Annotated in this window: 17 protein-coding genes and 2 pseudogenes; 10 read left to right on the top strand and 9 right to left on the bottom strand. The window is 64.3% G+C overall.

Going from position 1 to position 18,574, the window contains the following annotated elements:
• The 5 genes and pseudogenes from SPH52_RS20040 to SPH52_RS20020 all read left to right on the top strand — a co-directional run.
• Positions 1-219 (top strand): annotated as a pseudogene (locus SPH52_RS20040) (C4-dicarboxylate ABC transporter); the annotation flags it as partial.
• A 128-nt stretch (positions 220-347) separates the two neighbouring features.
• Entirely contained in the window at positions 348-941 is a 594-nt protein-coding gene (locus SPH52_RS20035) for a TRAP transporter small permease subunit (protein WP_411796804.1), read from the top strand.
• A gap of 50 nt (positions 942-991) precedes the next feature.
• Positions 992-2,362, top strand: coding sequence for a TRAP transporter large permease (locus SPH52_RS20030; RefSeq protein WP_411796803.1), 1,371 nt, complete (start codon positions 992-994; stop codon positions 2,360-2,362).
• Between the two features lie 22 nt (positions 2,363-2,384).
• A complete protein-coding gene (locus SPH52_RS20025) occupies positions 2,385-3,164 on the top strand; it encodes a 3-hydroxybutyrate dehydrogenase (protein WP_411796802.1) in 780 nt (259 codons plus the stop codon).
• An 88-nt stretch (positions 3,165-3,252) separates the two neighbouring features.
• A complete protein-coding gene (locus tag SPH52_RS20020; RefSeq protein WP_411796801.1) occupies positions 3,253-3,987 on the top strand; it encodes a phosphatase PAP2 family protein in 735 nt (244 codons plus the stop codon).
• A gap of 62 nt (positions 3,988-4,049) precedes the next feature.
• Here the strand turns inward: SPH52_RS20020 and SPH52_RS20015 are convergent, their stop codons facing one another.
• From SPH52_RS20015 to SPH52_RS20005, 3 genes are read right to left on the bottom strand one after another with little or no spacing between them, the layout of a single operon-like run.
• Positions 4,050-4,505, bottom strand: a complete 456-nt coding sequence (locus tag SPH52_RS20015) for an META domain-containing protein (protein WP_411796800.1) — start codon at positions 4,503-4,505, stop codon at positions 4,050-4,052.
• Between the two features lie 34 nt (positions 4,506-4,539).
• A complete protein-coding gene (gene gloA, locus SPH52_RS20010; RefSeq protein WP_411796799.1) occupies positions 4,540-4,980 on the bottom strand; it encodes a lactoylglutathione lyase in 441 nt (146 codons plus the stop codon).
• Positions 4,981-5,014: 34 nt separating this feature from the next.
• Positions 5,015-5,509, bottom strand: a complete 495-nt coding sequence (locus SPH52_RS20005; protein WP_411796798.1) for a DUF411 domain-containing protein — start codon at positions 5,507-5,509, stop codon at positions 5,015-5,017.
• Between the two features lie 92 nt (positions 5,510-5,601).
• Here SPH52_RS20005 and SPH52_RS20000 point away from each other — a divergent pair, with 92 nt between their 5' ends.
• The 3 genes and pseudogenes from SPH52_RS20000 (at position 5,602) to SPH52_RS19990 (ending at position 7,313) form a co-directional block, all read left to right on the top strand.
• Positions 5,602-6,138, top strand: a complete 537-nt coding sequence (locus tag SPH52_RS20000; RefSeq protein WP_411796797.1) for a DNA-3-methyladenine glycosylase I — start codon at positions 5,602-5,604, stop codon at positions 6,136-6,138.
• Between the two features lie 37 nt (positions 6,139-6,175).
• Positions 6,176-6,349, top strand: a pseudogene (locus SPH52_RS19995) (metal-dependent hydrolase); the annotation flags it as partial.
• An 85-nt stretch (positions 6,350-6,434) separates the two neighbouring features.
• The gene (locus SPH52_RS19990; RefSeq protein WP_411796796.1) at positions 6,435-7,313 is read left to right on the top strand and encodes a metal-dependent hydrolase; all 879 of its coding nucleotides are present in this window, start codon (positions 6,435-6,437) and stop codon (positions 7,311-7,313) included.
• Between the two features lie 3 nt (positions 7,314-7,316).
• Here the strand turns inward: SPH52_RS19990 and SPH52_RS19985 are convergent, their stop codons facing one another.
• The 4 genes from SPH52_RS19985 to metE all read right to left on the bottom strand — a co-directional run bounded on the left by SPH52_RS19985 (position 7,317) and on the right by metE (position 11,933).
• Positions 7,317-7,925, bottom strand: coding sequence for an FMN-dependent NADH-azoreductase (locus tag SPH52_RS19985; RefSeq protein ID WP_411796795.1), 609 nt, complete (start codon positions 7,923-7,925; stop codon positions 7,317-7,319).
• Between the two features lie 175 nt (positions 7,926-8,100).
• Entirely contained in the window at positions 8,101-8,682 is a 582-nt protein-coding gene (locus SPH52_RS19980; protein ID WP_411796794.1) for a superoxide dismutase, read from the bottom strand.
• 120 nt (positions 8,683-8,802) lie between these two features.
• Positions 8,803-9,531 (bottom strand): MliC family protein, encoded by a 729-nt coding sequence (locus tag SPH52_RS19975; protein ID WP_411796793.1) that lies wholly within the window; start codon positions 9,529-9,531, stop codon positions 8,803-8,805.
• A 104-nt stretch (positions 9,532-9,635) separates the two neighbouring features.
• Positions 9,636-11,933, bottom strand: coding sequence for a 5-methyltetrahydropteroyltriglutamate--homocysteine S-methyltransferase (gene metE / locus SPH52_RS19970; protein ID WP_411796792.1), 2,298 nt, complete (start codon positions 11,931-11,933; stop codon positions 9,636-9,638).
• A gap of 97 nt (positions 11,934-12,030) precedes the next feature.
• On the opposite strand from metE, the gene SPH52_RS19965 reads away from it, so the two are divergent.
• Positions 12,031-12,945 carry a LysR family transcriptional regulator gene (locus SPH52_RS19965; protein WP_411796791.1) on the top strand — a complete coding sequence of 305 codons (915 nt, stop codon included), beginning with the start codon at positions 12,031-12,033 and terminating at the stop codon, positions 12,943-12,945.
• On the opposite strand, the gene SPH52_RS19960 is transcribed toward SPH52_RS19965, so the two are convergent.
• Together SPH52_RS19960 and SPH52_RS19955 are read right to left on the bottom strand one after the other, a co-directional pair.
• Positions 12,932-14,566: an ATP-binding protein gene (locus tag SPH52_RS19960; RefSeq protein WP_411796790.1), complete on the bottom strand. Its 1,635-nt coding sequence runs from the start codon at positions 14,564-14,566 to the stop codon at positions 12,932-12,934. The two genes, SPH52_RS19965 and SPH52_RS19960, sit on opposite strands and share 14 nt — an antisense overlap.
• A 3-nt stretch (positions 14,567-14,569) precedes the next feature.
• Entirely contained in the window at positions 14,570-15,283 is a 714-nt protein-coding gene (locus tag SPH52_RS19955) for a winged helix-turn-helix domain-containing protein (protein WP_411796789.1), read from the bottom strand.
• A 350-nt stretch (positions 15,284-15,633) separates the two neighbouring features.
• Here SPH52_RS19955 and SPH52_RS19950 point away from each other — a divergent pair, with 350 nt between their 5' ends.
• Positions 15,634-18,537, top strand: coding sequence for a ribonucleoside-diphosphate reductase subunit alpha (locus tag SPH52_RS19950; protein WP_411796788.1), 2,904 nt, complete (start codon positions 15,634-15,636; stop codon positions 18,535-18,537).
• Positions 18,538-18,574: the final 37 nt, after the last annotated feature.

Genomic DNA, 18,574 nt, shown 5'->3' with positions numbered 1-18,574 from the left:
TTCGAGGCCGAGGGCGTGAATGCCCAGACCCTGTCGCCGGAGATCCTGGCCGAGCTGGAAACCGTCACCATGCGCGTGCTGGATGAGATGGCGGGCAACGACGAACTCTTCGCCCGCGTACTGGAGAGCCAGCGTGAGTGGATGGGCGTTCACGGCAACTGGCACTCGAAAGGGTACCTGCCGCGCTCCTACTATGCGCCGGAAAACGGCACGGAGTGAGAGGACACTGCCCGAACGGCCAGGCGAGCTGCCGCCTACGTTTCGGGCAGTTTTCGAAACTCGTTCATCCCAGCAACGGCCGCCGCCTGCCGGCGGCGGCCGACTGACCTTGACCCCCGGAGTTCCCCATGAGCATGCATGACTCGGTGACCCCGGTGCCGGAGGGGTACTCCGCGCCGCCGGAGCTGCCCACCAACCGCCTCAGCTACCGCCTCGACATGATCATCCTGCTGCTCGGCCGCGCCATCTCCTGGCTGTGGCTGGTCACCCTGGCGGTGGTGCTGACCAATGTGGTCAACCGCTTCATTCTCGGCCGCGGTTCGATCGCCGTGGAAGAGCTGTCCTGGCACCTGTTCGGCGCCACCATGATCCTCACCCTGGCCTATGCCGTGGTCAGCGACGACCACGTGCGCGTCGACGTGATCCGCGAGAAATTCTCGCTGCGCACCCAGGCCTGGATCGAGCTCCTGGGCATCCTGCTGCTGGCCCTGCCGATTCTCTACCTGATGGCAGACCAGCTGTACCAGTACGGCTACCGCTCGTACCTGCGCGGCGAACGCTCCCAGGCGCCCAGCGGGCTGCCCTATCGCTTCATCATCAAGACCCTGATTCCCATCGGCCTGACGCTGGTGGCCGTGGCGCTGTTCTCTCGAGCGCTGCGCTGCACCACGCTGCTGTTCGGTTTCCCCCGGCGCGTTCTCAAGACGACCCCGCGGCAGTAAGCGGCCGCGCTCCATCCGGAATACGCCACGTTCATCTAGCGAGATCGACTATGGGACTGGAACAATTTCTCGTGCTGGCGATGTTCGCCAGCTTCATGGGCCTGCTGCTGCTGGGCTTCCCGGTGGCCTGGGCGCTGGCCGGCGTCGGCTTCGTCTTCGCCGTCATCGGACATGTGCTGGTGGAATTCATCGGCGCCGACCTGTGGTTCTCCTGGGGCGGTACCATCGGCGTGCTGGACCGGCGCATCTACGGCATCGTCGCCAACGAGCTGATGGTGGCGCTGCCACTGTTCATCTTCATGGGCATCATGCTCGACCGCTCCGGCATCGCCGAGCGGTTGATGAATTCGCTGGTACGCGTACTCGGCGGTCTGCGCGGTGGCTATGCGATTACCGTGGTCATCGTCGGCGTGCTGCTGGCGGCCTCCACCGGCATCGTCGGTGCCTCGGTGGTACTGCTCGGCATGCTGTCGCTGGGGCCGATGATGCGCGCCCAGTACAACAAGTCGCTGGCCGTAGGGACCGCCTGCTCGGTGGGCACCCTGGGCATACTGGTGCCCCCCAGCATCATGCTGGTGCTGATGGCCGACCGCATGGGCACCTCCGACGCCTCCGTCGGCAGGCTGTTCATGGCCGCGCTGGTGCCCGGCGTGATGCTGGGCGTAATGTACATCGCCTACATCCTGATCGCCGCTTACCTGAAGAAGGACCTGGCGCCCGCCCCCAAGGACCGCGATCCGCTCGATGCCAGGGCCTTCCTGCAGGTGTTCATCGCGGTGCTGCCGCCGCTGGGGCTGATCCTGGCGGTACTCGGCTCGATCTTCACCGGCTTTGCCACCACCACCGAAGCCTCGGCGGTGGGTGCGCTGGGCGCCCTGTTGCTGGCCCTGCTCAATCGCCGCCTGAACCTGACGACCCTGCGCCAGGCGCTCTACCAGACCAGCCGTACCACGGCGTTCATCTTCGCCATCTTCATCGGTGCCACGGTATTCGCCGCCGTGCTACGCGGCCTCGGCGGCGACGACGTAGTGCGCTTCGCTCTCACCGGCCTACCCTTCTCGGAAACCGGCATCGTGCTGACCATCCTGCTGGTGGTGTTCCTGCTCGGCTTCTTCCTCGACTGGGTCGAGATCACCCTGATCATCCTGCCGCTGGTGGCGCCCGTGGTGTTCAGCCTCGGCGTCGACCCGCTGTGGTTCGCCATGCTCTTCGCCATCTGTCTGCAGACCTCGTTCCTGACGCCGCCGGTGGGCTTTGCGCTGTTCTACATCAAGGGCGTGTGCCCACCGGGTATCACCACCCGCGACATCTATCTCGGCGTGGCACCCTTCGTGGCCATTCAGTTACTGGGGCTCATGCTGGTGTTCTTCTACGCCCCTCTGGCGACCTGGCTGCCGAACGAGATCTATGGCGGACGCTGACCCGACTGAACGGAGACGAGATATGCAACTTATCGACAAGAGCGCCCTGATCACCGGGGCAGCCGGAGGCATCGGCCGTGCCATTGCCGAGCGCTACGCCAGGGAAGGCGCCCGGGTCGCCGTGGCCGACCTCGACCTGGCCGCCGCCGAAGCCACCGTGGAAACCATTCGCCGAGGTGGCGGCCAGGCCATGGCACTGGCCATGGACGTAACCGACGAAGCGGCAGTCAATGCCGGTGTGGAGCGCATGGTCGCCGAATGGGGCAGCCTGGACATCGCCATAGCCAACGCCGGCATCCAGCATATCGAGCCGGTGCATACGCTGAGCTTCGCCGACTGGCGCAAGGTGATGGCGGTGCACCTGGACGGTGCCTTCCTGGTCACCAGTGCCGCCCTGCGCCAGATGTACCGGCAGCATAGCGGCTGCATGATCTACATGGGGTCGGTGCACAGCAAGCTCGCCTCACCGCTCAAGGCACCCTACGTCGCCGCCAAGCACGGTCTGGTGGGCCTGTGTCGCACCGTGGCCAAGGAGGGCGCGGCCCATGGCGTGCGCAGTAACTTGATCTGCCCCGGTTTCGTACGCACGCCGCTGGTGGACCGCCAGATCCCCGAGCAGGCAAAGGCGCTGGGCATCTCCGAAGAGGCGGTGATACGCGATGTGATGCTCAAGGATACGATCGACGGCGAGTTCACCACCTTGGAGGATATCGCCGAGGTGGCGCTGCACCTGGCCGCCTTCCCCACGGCAGCGCTCACAGGTCAGTCAATGGTGGTCAGTCACGGTTGGTACATGCAGTAGCAGCACCGAAAAATTAGGGAACGCTGTTCTGCAATACGCCTTTCACATAGAATGAGGGCATCGACCATCAACGCGTGCCGATGCCCTTATGCTTCACACCCAACCGACCTTCGCCCCTGGCCGTATCCTGCTCTTCAATCTGCTGGGCGCCCTGCTGGTGTGGTCCTGGCTCTCGCCCGGCCTGCTGTTCTGGACCGAGCTCGACGATACGGTATTTTTCACGACCAATGGCTGGCTGACCGAGGACAACGAAACCTGGGTGCTGTTCGTCGCTGCCGTCAACAATCGAATGTTCGACGTAGTGAGCCTGTTGATCCTGCTGGCACTCTACCTGTGGGCCATGAGCCGCGACGACCGTGGCCAATACCGGCTGCTGCGCTGGGGTGGCATCGGTATCACCATGCTGATTTCGGCAGTATTCATCGCCCAAGGGGTGCGCATGGTGGTGCCCTACACCCATCCAAGCCCGACCATGGTCTATGAAAACGTCAATCTGATCACGGAAATGGTCGGCTTCCCGACCAAGGACAGCTCCGGTAGCAGCTTTCCTGGCGACCATGGCATCAATCTGTTCCTCTTCACCGCCTTCATGTGGCGCTTCGCCGGGCTGCGTGTCGCCCTGGTCAGCGCAGTGTTCGCGGTATTGCTCAGCGCCCCACGCATTCTCAGCGGCGCCCACTGGTTCAGCGACGTCTTCTTCGCCGCCGTGGCGATCAACCTGATCATCACGCCTTGGATCCTGCTCACACCGGTAGGGCCGGGGTTGGCGCGGGCAATCACCGCCGGGCTGATCAAGGTGCGAAACGCATTGCCAAGCCGTTAGAAAAGTTGCTTGCCTATTTTTTCATAACAAAAAAGCGCGGCCTCGGCCGCGCTTTTTCATGTTCAGTTGGCTTTGCGCCAGCCGCCTAACACCCGCTGATCCGGTCCGAAGAACACCAGCCGGTCATGGTCGATCAGAAAGCGGTAGGCGTTCTCCATCATGCCGGTCACACGCCGGGCATCCTCGAGTTGCGCACAGCCTCGGCGGGTAGTGCCCAGCTCACTGAACTGGATACGGTTGCCCTCGTCGAGGTTTACCCGCCCGTTGATCTGGTTGCAGCCATCGCTGCCGCTCACGCTCCCGTTGGGAGCAACGATGAAGTGCGGCGTCTCGGGCATCGAAAGCCGCTCATCGGTGCCTACCAGCAGCAGGTTCCAGCGCTGCCCCACCACGGGATGGTCACTTGAAGCACGGGGCTGGTCTTGCCGAGTCGGCTCGGTAGGCTTGCCACCGCACGCGGCCAGGGTCATGGCGACGAGCGCCAACAGCAGCGCTCGGCCAGGCAGAGTCATGTTCATGCGAAGATTCGTTCCTTATTCTCGTCGCAGATTCTTACCAGGAGCCGGTGTTCGGCATCGAGGCCCAAGGCTCTTTGGCCGCCAGCGGATCGCCCTTCTGCAGCAATTCGATCGAGATGCCATCCGGGCTGCGCACGAAGGCCATGTGACCATCGCGGGGTGGCCGGTTGATGGCCACCCCGGCCTCCTGCAACCGCTCGCAAAGCGCGTAGATATCGTCGACGCGGTAGGCCAGGTGGCCGAAGTTGCGACCGCCGCCGTACTCTTCCGGGTCCCAGTTGTAGGTCAGCTCCAGCTCGGGCGCCTTGAGTTCGGCGGAGCGCGCCTCGTCCTCGGGTGCCGCCAGGAACACCAGCGTGAATCGGCCATTCTCGTTCTCCTTGCGCCTGACTTCCTTCAGCCCCAGCAGGTCGCAGTAGAAGTGCAGCGATGCGTCCAGGTCGCTGACACGAACCATCGTGTGCAGATACTGCATGAACGTCTCCTTGTCATCCTGGTTTGCGGAAAAATCAGTCGTGAGTATATTCGCTGAATATGGCCGGCGTCCGGTCCTCATGCTGCCAGGTCAGCACGGCATAGTCATCGTAGCGCCCCGTCTCCATGCCCGGTGAGCCGTGGGGCATGCCCGGCACCGTCAACCCCACCACGTCGGGCCGCTCCTCGAGCAGGCGCTTGATGTCGGCGGCCGGTACATGGCCTTCGATCACGTAGCCGTCGACCAGCGCCGTGTGGCAAGAGGAGAGTTCCGGCGTGACGCCGTGCTCGACCTTCACCGAGCGCATGTCGCGGGTCTTGTGCTGGTGAACCTCGAAGCCTGCCTCCCGGAGGTGATCGGCCCAATCCGTGCAGCAGCCGCAGTTGGGATCCTGATACATTTCGACCACCGGCCCAGCCTGGGGACTGGTGCCCGGAGCCAGAGCAACATAAAGGGCCAGCGCTGTGCCACTGATCAGGGAAAGCGCAGTGACCTTTCGGGAATTGGGGTTTGTCGGTAGGATTTTCATGCTGGGTGGCTCCTGATGCGTCGACGCCAGATAATGGAATCGTGACAAGCCCCGCATGGCTTGCCAATACCTATGAAGGGGAAAAGGCGGAAATGTCGCACTATTGTGATCTGGCCCCGGGCCACCTCTGGCATGGCCCCTATCACGAGGATGAATACGGCTTCCCGGTCGAGGATGACACGGCGTTGTTCGAGCGCCTCGTGCTGGAGATCAACCAGGCCGGCCTGTCTTGGCTGACGGTGCTGAAGAAGCGCGCAGCGTTTCGACATGCCTTTGACAACTTCGACATCGACCGGGTTGCAGCCTTCGGCGACGCCGACCGCCAGCGTCTGCTCAGCGATGTCGGCATCATTCGCAACCGACTCAAGATCGAGGCGGTCATACACAATGCCGGCGTGATCCAGGCGCTGCGTGAGGAACACGGCAGCTTTGCTGGCTGGCTCGATCACCACCACCCGCTGACGCGGGACGAATGGGTCAAGCTGTTCCGCCGCACCTTTCGCTTCACAGGGCCGGAGATCGTCGGCGAATTCCTCATGAGCACCGGCTACCTGCCGGGAGCCCACCGCGACGACTGCCCCGTTCATCAGCGTATTCTGGCAATCGGCCCCGCCTGGAACAGGGCCTGAGCCGCAGCCATCTTATTTTCGCAAGGAGCCGAGCCGAATGGATACCCTGACGCAGGCAGCCCTGGGAGCGGCCGTGGGTGGCGCCGTGCTGGGCCGACGCCTGGGACGCAAGGCGGTGCTGATCGGGGCGGCGCTGGGCACCCTGCCCGACCTCGACGTCTTCCTGGATTACGGTGATGCGGTCGCCAATATCACCGAGCATCGAGGCTTCAGCCACTCGCTGTTCGTGCTGACGGGCTTCGGCNGATGCGGTCGCCAATATCACCGAGCATCGAGGCTTCAGCCACTCGCTGTTCGTGCTGACGGGCTTCGGCACGTTGCTGGCGCTGCTCGCCCGGCGCTTTGCCCCGGCTCGCGACATTACTTTCGGCCACTGGTGGGCCTACTTCGTGCTGTGCCTGGTCACCCACCCTTTGCTCGACGTGCTGACCACCTACGGCACCCAGGTCTGGTGGCCGCTGGACGTGCGACCCAGTGCCTGGCCGGTGATATTCATCATCGACCCGCTCTACACCCTGCCACTGCTGGTGGGCATCGGCATTGCCATGGTCACTGGCAACGGCTATCGCGGCCCTGGCTGGGGGCTGGCACTCTCTTGCGCCTACCTGGCGTTCGCCATGACCGCCAAGGGGGTCGTTGAGCACCGTCTTGCCCCGCTGCTGGCGGAGCATGGCCTGGGGGAAGCACCGCGGCTGGTGCAGCCCACCCCGTTCAACACGCTGCTGTGGCGGGTGACGATCATCGATGGCGACCGACACCATGAAACCCTGATAGGACTGTTGGATGGCGACCAGGAACCGGTCATGGAAACGTTCCATCGCGGCGCCGAACTCGAACCGGCCGCCCTGGCGCTCGAAAAAGGCCAGCGGCTGGACTGGTTTGCCGGACCCTACCTGCGCTACGAGGTGCGTGAGCTGGGTGGCCAGGAAACCCTTGTCGCCACTGACTTGCGACTGGGTTTCCCGGGTTTCTATGCCTTCAGCTACGCCTTGGCGACACGCGAGGCAGAGGCGTGGCAGCCGCTTGCGCCGACCGAGATGGTGACGCCTGACACCCGAGCCGACCTCGATGCCTTGCAGCAGCTGGGAGCAAGGATTCTCACCCCCGAGGCGACGCTCTGCACCAGCAACTTCGTTGCCGACCGCTGGGTTGCGGAGGTACCAGAGACGTGCTGAGCCTTACAGGTCGGCGACCAGCGAGTCGATGGCCTGGCGGGCCTCCTTGAGCGCGGCATCACGGAGCCCCTCGCCCATGGCGAGCCCCTCGGCATAGATCACCGACACGTCGTTGATGCCAATCATCCCCAGCATCGCCTTGAGATGTGGTGTCTGGCTGTCGAGCTCGGTGCCGACATACTGCCCACCACGGGCAGCCAGGATCACGGCATGCTTGTCCTTCACCAGCCCCACGGGGCCCTGCTCGGTATAGCGGAAGGTAGTGCCAGCACGCATCACCCGGTCGAACCAGGCCTTGAGCTGGGACGGAATGCCGAAGTTGTACATCGGCACCGCCAGCACCAGCACATCGTGGGATTGCAGTTCATCGATCAGCGCATCGGAGCGTTGCGCCAGCTCACGCTGCTGCGGGCTGCGCTCGGCGGAGGCGACCTGCCAACTGGAGAGCTCCTCGAACCCCAGGTGCGGCAGCTCGTCAGCGGCCAGGTCGCGGTGAGTCACGACGAGGTCTTCGCGCGCTCCGGCACGCTGACGAAGATGGCTGGCCAGAGCGTTGGACTGGCCATGCTCGCCGAGGATGGATGAGGTAACGAGAAGAATACGGGTAGCCATGACGATCTCCCTGGATGGGTTCGGTGTTGATCGTCATGTTACGTGCATTTTTTCATACTAAAAGCGCATAGTTTCGCGCTTATCATTCGATAAAAACGAAATTATATTGGAGCAAAAGGCCTCGCCTATTGACGAGGCCGAATCCACACCAATCCTGCGAACACCGCGCAGACATTCATGAGCTGAAGTTCTGGGCGACGAAGTCCCAGTTCAGCACACTCCATACATTTTCGAGGTACTTCGGACGCGCGTTGCGGTAGTCGATGTAATAGGCGTGCTCCCACACGTCGACGGTCAGCAGCGGGGTCTGGCCGTGGGCGATCGGGGTATCGGCGTTGCTGGTGTTGACGATGTCGACGCCGCCCTCTTCGGTCTTGATCAGCCAGGTCCAGCCGGCGCCGAAGTTGCCCACGGCGTGGGCGGTGAAGGCTTCCTTGAACTTGGCGAAGGAGCCGAACTTGGCATCGATCGCTTCGGCCAGCGCGCCGGTCGGCTCACCGCCGCCGCTGGGCGCGAGGCAGTGCCAGTAGAAGGTGTGATTCCACACCTGAGCGGCCTGGTTGAACAGGCCACCGGTGGCGGTTTGGATGATCTCCTCCAGGGACTTGTCGGCGGCGTCGGTACCGTCGATCAGCTCGTTGAGCTTGGTGACGTAAGCCTGGTGGTGCTTGCCGTAATGATACTCGAGGGTTTCGGCGGAAATGTGTGGCTCGAGGGCGTTCTTCTCATAGGGAAGTGCGGGCAATTCGAATGCCATTGTCATGGCTCCTTGCTATTCACGGTGGGGTGGCGCGGCTCGTCCAAAGCAAAGCCGGTGGCTTCCGGCTTGCCTTGTTTCTGTCCGCACCAAATGCTGCGTCAATCGCATCGGCAACGCTCAGGGGGCGATGCCCTGGCCACAGCCCCTGAACGTCTGCCCCTCGATGGTGAGCGTGACGCGGGCCGGGAACGGCTCACCGCTCATGTCGTCGAAGCAGGCCCGTGCCTCCAGGCGCAGCTCGAAGGGCTGATCGGGCTGGGCGCTGGCGAGGGTGACCCGACCATTGGCATTGTCCATCCCGGTGACGCGATAGGGCAGCGTCATTTCACGCGCGCCGTAGTCGAGTACCAGCTTCAGTTCAGGCGTGTCATGAGCCAAGTTGACGTTCCAACCCGGCTCGTTGCCACGCCCATGGAACATGACGCCCGGGCGCTGCTCCCTAGTGAGCGCCGGGCGCGCCATGGCGGCGCCGCATTCCAGCTGGCCGTTGGCGCTCTCGACCACGGCATCGCCACCCTTGTTCCAGAAGCTGAGGTCGCCCTGCTGGTAACGCGCGCCACTGGCTACCACCGCGGGTGTCAGGCGATAGGCGCCGTGAGCCGACCACAGCCGCAGCTCGCGCTCACCGAAGGCGGTCACCAGATCCTGCTCCGGCGTGCAGCGCCAGGCCTCGAAACTCTCGGCGCCGCCCGGAAACAGCATCGAGGGCATCAGCGGCGCCGTGTTGGCCACCTGGCTGGCGCCGGGGCGCGGCCCGTCGATGGGAGTGGCAGCACAGCCGCTCAACAACAATGAGCCGGCGACGAGCAGCACCGGGCGAAGGGAAAACGTAAAGCGAAGCGTCATGGCGGTTCCTTGGACGAATCGAACCGGCACAGCATAACAGGCACCGGCCCCATGCGGCCCGGTCCCCGTTTCACGCGCCGCGAACGCAGCACCTCGTACCAGTGTCAGCCGTGGCGACGGCGCAGCTCCCGCGCCGCCTCGACCATGTTGGCCAGCGCCGGCTCCACCTCGGCCCAGCCACGGGTCTTGAGCCCGCAATCCGGATTGACCCACAGCCGCTCGACGGGAATACGCTCGGCTGCTCTCTCCATCAGCTGCACCATCCACGCCACCTCCGGCACGTTGGGCGAGTGGATGTCGTAGACCCCCGGCCCGATCTCGTTGGGATAGGCGAAATCCTGGAAGGCGTCGAGCAGTTCCATGTTCGAGCGCGATGTCTCGATGGTGATGACATCGGCATCCAGCGCGGCGATGGCGGCAATGATGTCGTTGAACTCCGAATAGCACATGTGGGTGTGAATCTGGGTGGCATCGCGCGCCACCGAGGCGGTCAGACGGAAGCACTCCACGGCCCAGTCGAGATAGTTCTGCCATTCGCCCTGGCGCAGCGGTAACCCCTCGCGTAGCGCCGGTTCGTCGATCTGGATCGCCGGGATGCCGGCGGCTTCGAGGTCGGCAACTTCGTCGCGCAGGGCCAGGGCGATCTGCCGGCAGGTGACCTCGCGGGGCTGATCGTCGCGCACGAAGGACCACTGCAGCATGGTCACCGGTCCCGTGAGCATGCCCTTCATCGGCCGCTTGGTGAGCGACTGGGCATGGCGGCTCCATGCCACCGTCATCGGTGCCGGCCGGGTCACGTCGCCGACGATGATAGGCGGCTTGACGCAGCGCGAACCGTAGCTCTGTACCCAGCCGTTGCGGGTGAAGACATAGCCGTCGAGCTGTTCGCCGAAGTACTCCACCATGTCGTTGCGCTCGGCTTCGCCATGCACCAGCATGTCGATCCCGAGCGCTTCCTGACGCTGCACGGCGTCGGCGATTTCGTCACGCATCTTCGCCTCGTAGGCCGCCGGCCCCAGCTCGCCGTTCTTGAAGGCCCGACGAGCGGCGCGAATTTCCCCGGTTTGGGGGAAGGAACCGATGGTGGTGGTGGGAAACAGCGGCAGGTCGAGCGCTCGGCGCTGCGCCTTGGCCCTGACGGGATAGGGATTGTCACGCGAACGCTCGCCATCTCCCACGCTTGCGAGGCGCTGGGCGACCTCGGGGCGATGCAGCCGCGGCGAGGCCCGCCGGGCGTCCAGTGCCACCGTGGCCGCTGCGACCCGGGTCCGATCCTCTTCTCCAGCACGATTGTCCAGCAGCCGCGCCAAGGTGACCGTCTCGTCGAGCTTCTGGCGGGCGAAGGCCAGCCAGCTCTTGAGCTCCTCGTCGAGCTCGGTTTCGGCATCGAGGTCCACCGGTACGTGAAGCAGCGAGCAGGAGGGGGCCAGCCACAGCCGATCGCCCAGGCGCATGCGGGCATTGGCCAGGCGCTCGCGCAAGGCCGCCAGGTCGGCACGCCAGATGTTGCGCCCGTCGATGGCGCCCACCGACAGCACCTTGTAGCCGGGCAAGTTGTCGAGCACCGTGGTCAGCTGTTCGGGGGCACGCACCGTGTCGATGTGCAGGCCGTCCACCGGCAGACCCACCGCCAGCTGCAGGTTGTCCCCCAGACCACCGAAATATGTCGCCACCATCAGCTTGACCGGTGCCGAACGCAAGGCGTTGTAGGCGAACTCGAAGGCGCTGCGCCATTCCGCCGGCAGGTCCTGCACCAGCGCCGGTTCGTCGAGCTGCACCCACTCCACGCCCTGTTCGGCCAGCCGCGCGAGGATCTCGCCGTAGACCGGCAGCAGCGCCTCGAGCAGGCTCAAGCGGTCAAAGCCTTCCTCGCGACCCTTGCCCAGCCACAGCCAGGTCAGCGGCCCGGTGAGCGCCACCTTGAGCGGATGTCCCGCCGCCCGCGCCTCGGCCACTTCATCGAACAGCCGCGTGCTGGCCAGTTTGAATCGTTGCCCAGCGTGCAGCTCCGGGACCAGGTAGTGATAGTTGGTATCGAAATACTTGGTCATCTCGCAGGCAGCGGCCGGCGCGCCGCTGGGGGCGCGTCCACGTGCCATGCGAAACTGGGTGTCGAGGTCGACCTCACCGCGGGCAACCTCTGCCTCGGCGGCGAAACGCGCCGGCACGACGCCGAGCAGCACGCTGACGTTGAGCACCTGATCGTAGAAGGCGAAATCGCCCACCGTGACCAGATCGAGCCCAGCGTCATGCTGTGCCTGCCAATGCCGTGCCCGCAGTTCGCGCCCGCAGGCTTCGAGGCTTTCGCGGTCCAGCTCACCTTGCCAGTAGGCCTCGACGGCCCGCTTGAGTTCGCGGTCGGCGCCGATTCGCGGATAGCCAAGAACATGAGCTAATGTCATGATAATTCCCTCTAGGCATGAATGTTGCCGTAGAGTCTCGCTGGCAGCGCAAATTGAATCAAACTAAATATATTAACTTAAAACATGAGCAAAACTCATGATTGAACTTCGTCATCTGCGGACCCTGATTGCCCTGCGCGATGCCGGCTCGTTGGTCGAGGCCGCCGAACGGGTCCACCTGACCCAGTCGGCGCTGTCGCACCAGATCAAGGACCTCGAAGAGCGACTGGGCACCGGGCTGTTCGTGCGCAAGACGCGGCCGGTGGAGTTCACCCGCGCCGGCCAGCGCCTGCTGGCCCTGGCCGAGCAGGTGCTGCCGCTGGTGCGCATGGCCGAGCGCGACGTGGCGCGGTTGATCGGCCACGAGCCGGGGCGCCTGCACATGGCCATCGAGTGCCATAGCTGCTTCCAGTGGCTGATGCCGACCATCGATCGCTTCCGCGACCACTGGCCGGAGGTGGAGATCGACATCCCCGGCGGGCATCACTTCGACCCACTACCGGCGCTGGCCCGCGAGCAGCTCGACCTGGTGATCACCGCCGACCCCCAGCCGCTGCCGGGCGTCTACTACGAGCCGCTGTTCCGCTATCAGGGCCTGCTGGCCGTGGCCCGCCAGCACCGCCTGTCCGACCGCGCCTTCATCGAGCCCCAGGATCTGGCCGAGGAAACCCTGATCACCTACCCCGTGGAGCGTGCACGCCTGGACGTCTTCACCCAGTTCCTCGATCCCGCCGGCGTGCGCCCGCACGAGATACGTACCGCCGAGCTGACGATCATGATGATGCAACTGGTAGCCAGCGGCCGTGGCGTCTGCGCGCTGCCCAACTGGGCACTGACGGAGTACCTGGAGCGCGATTACGTGAAGGCAGTGGGCCTGGGGGAAGGCGGCATGTGGAGTACGCTCTACGCGGCCATCCGCGACGAGAGTCGCGAACGGCCTTGGATGGAGGACTTCCTGCGCACGGCCCGCGAGACCTCCTTCGCCGTGCTAGAGGGCATTAAACCGGCTTGACCGGCTTGTCCTTGCTGGCCGGCACTAGCGGCAACAACAACGAGAAGCGTGCACCGCCCAGTTCCTGGCTGTCGTCGACCACGACGCTGCCACCATGCCAGGCCATGATCTTCTGCACGATGGAGAGCCCCAGCCCATAGCCCCCGCTGCGCCGGGTGCGGCTGTCATCGAGTCGGGCGAAAGGCTTGAAGATGGCCTGACGCTCGCCGGCCGGCACGCCGGGCCCGTCGTCCTCGATATCCAGGCGCACCAGGCGAGACTCCAGCGATAGCCGCACCAGCACACGAGACTGGGCATGGCGACAGGCGTTGGCCACCAGATTCTGCAGCGCCCGCTGCAGGTAGCGCGGGTCGGCCTGGACTTCCACCTCGGGCCCCGGCGCCAGCGCCAGGCGCAGGTGTGCATGCAGCGGAGCCAGGGTCTCGATGACTCGTTCGGCGACGGCATGGCAATCGACCTGAGTGCGCTCCAGATCGGCCCCATTGACGATACCGCTGTCGAGCCGGGCATAGGTCAGGATCTCGTCGATGAGCTGGTCGAGCTCCTCGATATCGCTGTCGATCCCATGCAGTTGGCGATGCACGGCGGGGTCGTCGGTCATGTCCTCGACCATTTGCATGGCGAAGCGAATGCGCGCCACCGGCGTGCGCAGCTCATGCGATACCGCGCGAATCATCTCCTGCTGCGAGCGCAACAGCGACTGCACCTGGGCGGCCATGGCGTTGAAGGCCATGCCTACACGGCCGATGAACCCTCCTGCGTCGACCTTGACCCGGGTATCGAGGCGACCGCTGGCAATTCGACCCGCGGCCAGTTCGAGCCGCGCCAGGCGTGCTTCCACGCCGCGCACTATCAGGTAGATGATCGCGGCAAGCACGCCGAGCATGATCACCAGCACCAGCAGCAACAACGAAATGGGTGTGGGTTCCAGCGCCGAGACCGGGCCGATCGACAACCACTGGCGTGAACCGTCGGCAGCCGGTACAGCGAGGTGGACGGTCAACGCCCAGTGGCCCGGCATCAGGCGAATCACCAGTTCGCCGTCGCGCAGACGGGTAAGCTGGTGGCTGTCGAGCCCTTCGGGAGCCAGGTCGCTGAGGCGTACCGGCAAAGCCTCGCTGGTCACGCCCTCGAGACGCTGGCGGCGAGCGTCACCGTCCACCTCGGCCAGCCAGTCGCCCAGCATCTGAGCCAAACCGCGCAGCTGGCGCTCATTGAGTCCCGAGAGGCGAGCTTCCAGGATTCGCTCCTCTCGCGGCAGGCGCCGGTATAGCCGCCAGCCCTCCTCCTCGTGCACCTGCACCAGTACGCGGCCACGCTCCAGCCGTCGACGCTCGAACCAGCCGAGGCTGGCCCCGTCCGGTTCACGCAGCGAAAGGCGCATGTCGAGCATGTCGGACTGCTGAGTCAGCCAGCTGCCGCGCTCGTGGGCAGGAAGCGTGGCCACCCGCCAGGTGAGCAGCTGCAGCGGCGCCTCGGCCAACTGCTCGCGGTACTGTTCGATGCGCACCCGATCGACCAGGGCCAGGCCCATCAGGGCCAGGGTGAAGGTCAGCAGCAGCGCCAGGGCCAAGGCCAGATAGACACGCAGAAAGGAGCCATCGGCCAGGAACCGCTGCATCGATCAGGCATCCTTGACGAACAGGTAGCCCTTGCTGCGCACCGTCTTGATCCGATGCGGATGATTGGGATCGTCGCCGATCTTGGGGCGTATCCGCGAGACCCGCACGTCGATGGAACGATCCTGGCCGTCGTACTTGATGCCACGCAGATCACTGAAGATCTCTTCCCGGGTAAGCACCCGGCCGGCATTGCTGGCCAACAGCCACAACAGGTCGAACTCGGCACTGGTGAGGTCGATACGCTCACCCTGCAGCCAGGCTTCGCGAGTGGCGCTGTCGATCTCGAGGTTGCCGAAGGTGAGCCGAGCCTCGCCGGTCTGTTCGGTGTTCTCCGCTCGCCGCAGCAATGCCCGCATGCGCGCCAGCAGAACCCTGGGCTGGACCGGCTTGGGCACGTAATCGTCGGCGCCCATTTCCAGCCCCAGCACCTGATCCATGTCGTCGGCGCGAGCGGTCAACATCAGGATCGGCCCGGCATAGTCGGGCCTGGCCCGGCGACAGATCGACAGTCCATCCTCTCCGGGCAGCATCAGATCGAGGATCACCAGATCCGGCTGCAGCGTCAGTATCTGTTCGACACCTCGTGAGCCTTCGGCCTCCACCGTGACCTTGAATCCATTGGATTCGAGGTAGTCGCGGGTGAGCTCGGCCAGGCGCACGTCATCCTCGATAATCAGCACGTGTTCCATGTCGCTGCTTTCCAGGTTGTCATCCATCCTAGTCATCCCCGTGCTGGGCTTCGTTGTCACTCCGGGACACCCTGTCCCGCCAATTACTGATCAAGGATACCCGAAATAGGTCCTTTCGCATGCCTTTCATGACATTTCGCGTCCTTGCAGCTTGCCAGCGAAGCATAGCCCGGTCTTGCACAACAACCCAAAGGATGCCCCCCGTCGAGTCACAGCTCACCCACAGGTTATCCACTTGAAGGCGACGAAAAAGCACACTATCTTGTGTTCTCAAACGAGAACGACACAAGATGATGTGCATCTACCAAGCCTTACTTCGGCTGTCAATGCCTTCGTCGCCCTGACCTCATCCCCATGCAGAAGGGATTATTCGGCCCATGGAACTTCAGACCCCCGACCCGACCGACCTGTCGCTCACGGCCCCGCAAACCCTGCGCGTCATCAAGCGCAACGGCGACGTGATGCCCTTCGATGCCAGCAAGATCGCCGTTGCCATGCGCAAGGCCTTCATTGCCGTTGAAGGCGACAACGTCAGCGCCTCCTCGCGGGTCCGCGACTTCGTGGAACAGGCCAGTCAAGCCATCGCCGGTGCCTTCCTGCGCCGCATGCCCGACGGCGGTACCGTACACATCGAGGACATCCAGGACCAGGTGGAGCTGGCGCTGATGCGCGCCGGTGAACAGAAGGTGGCTCGCGCCTACGTACTCTACCGCGAAGAACACGCCCGCGCGCGCGCCGCGGCCGGTGCCGAGATAGAGAAACCGCATCCCACGCTCAACGTGAGCCTGGCCGACGGCAGCCGCCGCCCGCTGGACCTCGGGCGCATCGAGACGCTGGTGTTCGATGCCTGCGCAGAGCTCGAGAACGTCGACCCCAATCGCATCGTCGATGAGTCGCTGAAGAACCTCTACGACGGTGTTTCCGTGGATGGCGTGTCCCAGGCGCTGATGATGACGGCGCGGACCCTGGTGGAGAAGGAGCCCAACTACACCTACGTCACCGCCCGCCTGCTGCAGGACAACCTGCGCCGTGAGGCGCTCTCCTTCCTCGGCGTGGCCGACGAGGCGACCTTCGGCGAGATGGCCGATCTCTACAAGCCGGCGTTTCAGGTCTACGTGGCCAAGGGTATCGAGTTCGAGCAGCTCGACCCGGCTCTGGCCGAGTTCGATCTCGAGCGGCTGGGTGATGCGCTGGACCATACCCGCGACAACGCCTTCACCTACCTGGGCCTGCAGACCCTCTACGATCGCTACTTCATTCATCGCGACAACGTGCGCTACGAACTGCCTCAGGTGATGTTCATGCGCGTGGCCATGGGCCTGGCGCTGAACGAGGACGACCGCGAGGCACGGGCCATCGAGTTCTACGAGCTGCTCTCCAGCTTCGACTACATGGCCTCCACGCCGACCCTGTTCAATTCGGGTACCGTGCGCAGCCAGCTCTCGAGCTGCTACCTCACCACCGTGCCCGACGACCTCAGCGCCATCTACAGCGCCATCCGCGACAACGCCCTGCTCTCCAAGTGGGCCGGCGGCCTGGGCAACGACTGGACGCCGGTACGCGCGCTGGGCTCCTACATCAAGGGTACCAACGGCAAGAGCCAGGGTGTGGTGCCGTTCCTCAAGGTGGTCAACGACACCGCCGTGGCGGTCAACCAGGGCGGCAAGCGCAAGGGTGCCGTGTGCGCCTACCTCGAAACCTGGCACCTGGACATCGAGGAATTCCTCGAGCTGCGCAAGAACACCGGCGACGATCGCCGCCGCACCCACGACATGAACACCGCCAACTGGGTGCCCGACCTGTTCATGAAGCGGGTGTTCGACGACAAGGAGTGGACGCTGTTCTCTCCCGCCAACTGCCCGGACCTGCACGACCTCTACGGCGCCGCCTTCGAGAAGCGCTACGAGGAGTACGAGGCGATGACCCGCTCGGGCAAGCTGAAGCTCTACAAGCGCGTGCGCGCCAAGGACCTGTGGCGCAAGATGCTCTCGATGCTGTTCGAGACCGGCCACCCGTGGATCACCTTCAAGGATCCGTGCAACCTGAGAAGCCCCCAGCAGCACGCGGGCGTGGTGCACTCCTCCAACCTGTGCACCGAGATCACCCTGAACACCAGCGCCGACGAGATCGCCGTGTGCAACCTGGGCTCGGTCAACCTGGCCCAGCACGTGATCGACGGCCAGCTAGACGACGCCAAGCTGAAGAAGACCGTGCGTACCGCGGTACGCATGCTCGATAACGTCATCGACATCAACTACTACGCGGTGCCCCAGGCCAGGAACTCCAATTTCAAGCATCGTCCGGTGGGGCTCGGCATCATGGGCTTCCAGGATGCCCTCTACGCCCAGGACATCGCCTACGCCTCCGAGGAAGCAGTGGCGTTTGCCGACCGTTCCATGGAGCTGGTCAGCTACCACGCCATCGAGGCCTCCAGCGACCTGGCCGCCGAGCGTGGCCGCTACGAAAGCTTCGAGGGTTCGCTGTGGAGCCAGGGCATCCTGCCCATCGACTCCATCGCGAAGCTCGTGACGGAGCGCGGCGAGAAGTACATCGAAGTGGACACCAGCGCCACCCAGGACTGGCAGCGTATCCGCCAGAAGATCGCCGAGCAGGGCATGCGTAATTCCAACGTGATGGCCATCGCTCCCACCGCGACGATCTCCAATATCTGCGGCGTGTCGCAGTCGATCGAGCCCACGTACCAGAACCTCTACGTGAAATCGAACCTCTCCGGCGAGTTCACCGTGGTCAACGCCTACCTGGTCCACGACCTCAAGGCACGCGGCCTGTGGGATGAGGTGATGATCAACGACCTCAAGTACTACGACGGCAGCGTGCAGCCCATCGAGCGGGTACCGGAAGATCTCAGGGCCAAGTACGCCACCGCCTTCGAGATGGAGACGAAGTGGCTGGTGGAGGCCGCCGCACGACGCCAGAAGTGGATCGACCAGGCCCAGTCGCTGAACCTCTACATCAAGGGCGTCTCCGGCAAGAAGCTCGACGTGACCTACCGCATGGCGTGGTTCCGTGGCCTCAAGACCACCTACTACCTGCGTGCCCTGGGTGCCACCTCGGTGGAGAAATCCACCGTCGACCGCGGCACGCTCAACGCGGTCAGCAACCAGGCGCCTTCCACCGCGCCGGCACCCTCCGCGACACCACCCACAGCGCCGAAAGAGCCACGCGGCGTAGAGGATTTCCTCACCGGCAAGGCAGGCAGCGGCTCGCGTGCGCCGAGCGCTAGCGATATCGACGACCTGGGCTGCGAGGCCTGCCAGTAATCCTCATCGGAGGCGGCGATGCCGCCTCCCGCTCCAC

The sequence above is a fragment of the Halomonas sp. A29 genome (assembly GCF_046723295.1).
Taxonomy (GTDB): Bacteria; Pseudomonadota; Gammaproteobacteria; order Pseudomonadales; family Halomonadaceae; genus Halomonas.
The sequence above is the reverse complement of the archived record's forward strand: the minus strand, read 5'-3'. Positions and strand labels throughout refer to the sequence as shown.